The sequence below is a fragment of the Cellulomonas algicola genome, from assembly GCF_003851725.1.
GTDB classification, from domain to species: Bacteria; Actinomycetota; Actinomycetes; order Actinomycetales; family Cellulomonadaceae; genus Cellulomonas; species Cellulomonas algicola.
This window is the reverse complement of record NZ_BHYL01000403.1, coordinates 1-2,999: the sequence shown is the minus strand read 5'-3', so window position 1 is coordinate 2,999 and position 2,999 is coordinate 1. Positions and strand designations below refer to the sequence as shown.

Here is a 2,999-nt window from a genome sequence, read left to right as displayed (position 1 = left end):
GCGCGGCCGCCCCGATCGCGGGCGTGACCAGTGCGGTGGCGACCGCCCAGCGGCGCACCCGCACGTCCAGCGTCACGGGCGGGCGCACCAGGACCCGCACGCTCGCCGCCGCGAGCACCAGGCCCGCCAGCGCCAACGGAGTCGCTAGCACCGCCGCGACCGGCCCCACGGGGATCCAGACGCTCACGCCCGCGGCGAGGCCGGCGAGCGGCCACCACGCGGACCCGGGACGCGGGACCACGTGGGCTCCGAGCAGGCGCAGACCGAGCGGCACGACGACCGCCGCACCGATCCCGACGACCACGTGGACGACGGTCAGCGCGGGGGCTCCCAGCACGTCGGTGCTCACGCGCCGCCCGCCGACCCGCCGCCCGGCGACCGCACGTCGGCGCTCACCGTGCCTGCCCGCCGCGCCCCGCCGCCACCCACGACGTGCGCGTCGGCGGTTTCCCGTCCGCTCGCGTCGCCCGCGCGCTCGACGTCGTCGTCCTCGACCCGCATCGCCTCGCGCACGAGGTGCAGCAGGTCGTCCGTGACGCGCCGGGCGACAGGGAGCCGCGCGAGGCTCACGAGGCGGCCCACGAGCGGTGCCGCCCCGTCGACGAGCGCGCGCGTGCGCCGCTGGTCGGGCGACCCGTCGTGCACCCAGAACAGGGTGACGCCGAGCTGCGCGAGCCACAGGAGCTCGGGCAGGTCGGCGCGCAGGTGGCGCGGTACCGCGGGTGCGGCGGCGTCGACGACCTGGCGGAACACGTCCTCGCTGGTCGCGCGCGCGCCGCGGGACGCCGGGGAGAAAGGGCTCGCCGCCGACGTGGGCCGGATCGCCACGGTGACGAACTCCGTCCCGAACGCGTGGTACCCGGCGAACGCGTCCAGGCCGGCGTGCAGCACGCCACGCAGCAGCGTCGGAAGATCACCGCCCGCGGCGAGCACCGCCGCGGAGCGCCGCGCGTGGTCCTGCGTCACGTCGAGGTAGAGCTCCTGGACGAGGTGGTCCTTCGACGCGAAGTGGTAGTAGGCGTTCCCGGTCGCGACACCCGCCTCCTGCGCGACGAGCCGCATCGTCGTCGCCGCGTAGCCGCGTTCCCGGAACAGCCGCAGCGCCGTGGCCCGGACGAGCGCACGCGTGTCGCGCACCTCGCGGGCCCCACGCACCGCGCCGGGCTCCGGCACCTCGTCGGCCCCCCGCACCTCGTCGCTCTCGCTCTCCGGCACCTCGACGGCTTCCGGCACCTCACCAGCCGCGAGCATGTCGCCGTCCGGCGCCTCACGCGCCACGTCGCGACGGGTCTCCGCCTCGTCCATGCCCCTGCTCCTCACGGTTGAACATGTTCAACTGAACGTGTTCAACACGGTAGCGCAGCAGGCGCGAGCGCGGAGCGGGGGGGGTGTGACGCGCGACGCACACCGTCCGGCGTCGGAGCCGGAGGGCGTAGGGCGTAGGGCGGTCTAGAAGAGGCGCGAGTCGACGTCGTCGACGCCGCGCATGGCGTCGTAGTCCAGCACCAGGCACGAGATGCCGCGGTCCGTCGCGAGGACGCGGGCCTGCGGCTTGATCTCCTGCGCCGCGAACACGCCGCGCACGGGAGCGAGCAGCGGGTCGCGGTTGAGCAGCTCGAGGTAGCGGGTGAGCTGCTCGACGCCGTCGATGTCGCCGCGGCGCTTGATCTCGACGGCGACGGTGCCGCCCAGCGGGTCCTTCGCGAGGATGTCGACCGGGCCGATCGCCGTCGGGTACTCGCGGCGCACGAGCGTGTGCCCGTCGCCGAGCAGCAGGATCTGCGCGGCCAGGAGCTCCTGGAGGTGCGCCTCGACACCGTCCTTCACGAGACCGGGATCGACGCCGAGGTCGTGCGCCGAGTCGTGCAGGACGTCGTACAGGTCGATCTCGAGCCGGTCGTCGGACTTCGTGTGCTGCACGGTCCACACGGCCGTGACGCCCGCAGCGCGGGACTCGTCGTCGGGCTCCCCCACCGCCATCGTGCAGGGTGGGCTCATCCAGTTGAGCGGCTTGTACGAGCCGCCGTCGGAGTGCAGCAGCACGCTGCCGTCGGCCTTGACGACGAGCAGACGCGTCGCCCGCGGGAGGTGGGCGTTGAGCCGGCCGCTGTACCGGGCGGCGCACGAGGCGACGACGAGACGCATGGACGACGACCTTCTGTGAAGACGGGGCGTACGGCGGGGGGACGGAGCCCTCAGATCACCGAGCCGACGTGCGACGGCGTCGCCTCGATCCACGAGGTGAGCCCCGCGTACGCGTCGGGCGCCATCATGAGGTGGACCGTGCGGCCGCTCACGCGGCAGGTGACGACGACGACGTCGGCGCCGCTCGGGTGCGTCCCCGCGACGCGTTCGACGACGGCCAGACCGGAGCGGTCCCAGCGCAGCGACGGGCGGGGCGCGAGCGACCAGCGCCGCCACCAGTAGAGCCGCTGGGAGCCGTACTGGGCGATGCCGAGCGACCACGGTCCGGACTCGGACCGGCCGACGGCGCACCGGAACGAGCCCACCCGCCGCTCGAGCGCGTGCACGCGCGAGACCCACATGAGCACGACGGCCAGGAGCAGCGCGGCAGCGCCGATCAGCAGGCCGACGACCACGGGGCTCACCGTCGCGTCGACCTCAGTGCGTGTCGCCGGCGGAGGCCGGTCGGGTGCCGGACGCGACCGTGTCGACGACGACGGTCACGGTGTCGGAGTCGACGGACAGGAAGCCGCCGTCCACGTGCCAGCGCAGCGGCTCGCCGCCGCCGACCGGCTGGACCCGGACCTCGCCGGGGCGGAGCACCGACAGGATCGGGGTGTGGCCGGCGAGGATGCCGATCTCACCGTCGGCGGCCGGCGCCGACACCTGACGAGCGGTGCCCGACCAGACCTTGCCGTCGGTCGCGACGAGGTCGACCTCGAGGTCAGCCACGGACCTCCTCCTTCACGTTCGATGCGGGGGCGGCGCGCCCTGCGACGCGCCGTCGGCGGAGAACCGACCTCCCGCGCCCCGCG

The 2,999-nt window shown here is 74.8% G+C and carries 5 protein-coding genes; all 5 read right to left on the bottom strand.

All coding sequences use genetic code 11. The features are described from left to right. Positions 1 to 349 (bottom strand): YndJ family transporter (locus tag CTKZ_RS19980; RefSeq protein ID WP_200829847.1); only part of this gene is annotated, 349 nt, incomplete at its 3' end. Continuing rightward, positions 346 to 1,305: a TetR/AcrR family transcriptional regulator gene (locus tag CTKZ_RS19975; protein WP_307720324.1), complete on the bottom strand. Its 960-nt coding sequence runs from the start codon at positions 1,303 to 1,305 to the stop codon at positions 346 to 348. The genes CTKZ_RS19975 and CTKZ_RS19980, both read right to left, overlap by 4 nt. A 144-nt stretch (positions 1,306 to 1,449) precedes the next feature. Continuing rightward, positions 1,450 to 2,145 carry an endonuclease NucS gene (gene nucS / locus CTKZ_RS19970; protein ID WP_124344554.1) on the bottom strand — a complete coding sequence of 232 codons (696 nt, stop codon included), beginning with the start codon at positions 2,143 to 2,145 and terminating at the stop codon, positions 1,450 to 1,452. A gap of 50 nt (positions 2,146 to 2,195) precedes the next feature. After that, positions 2,196 to 2,609 carry a DUF2550 domain-containing protein gene (locus tag CTKZ_RS19965; RefSeq protein WP_124344553.1) on the bottom strand — a complete coding sequence of 138 codons (414 nt, stop codon included), beginning with the start codon at positions 2,607 to 2,609 and terminating at the stop codon, positions 2,196 to 2,198. Positions 2,610 to 2,622: 13 nt separating this feature from the next. Further along, positions 2,623 to 2,916: a F0F1 ATP synthase subunit epsilon gene (locus CTKZ_RS19960; protein ID WP_124344552.1), complete on the bottom strand. Its 294-nt coding sequence runs from the start codon at positions 2,914 to 2,916 to the stop codon at positions 2,623 to 2,625. Positions 2,917 to 2,999 lie beyond the last annotated feature (83 nt).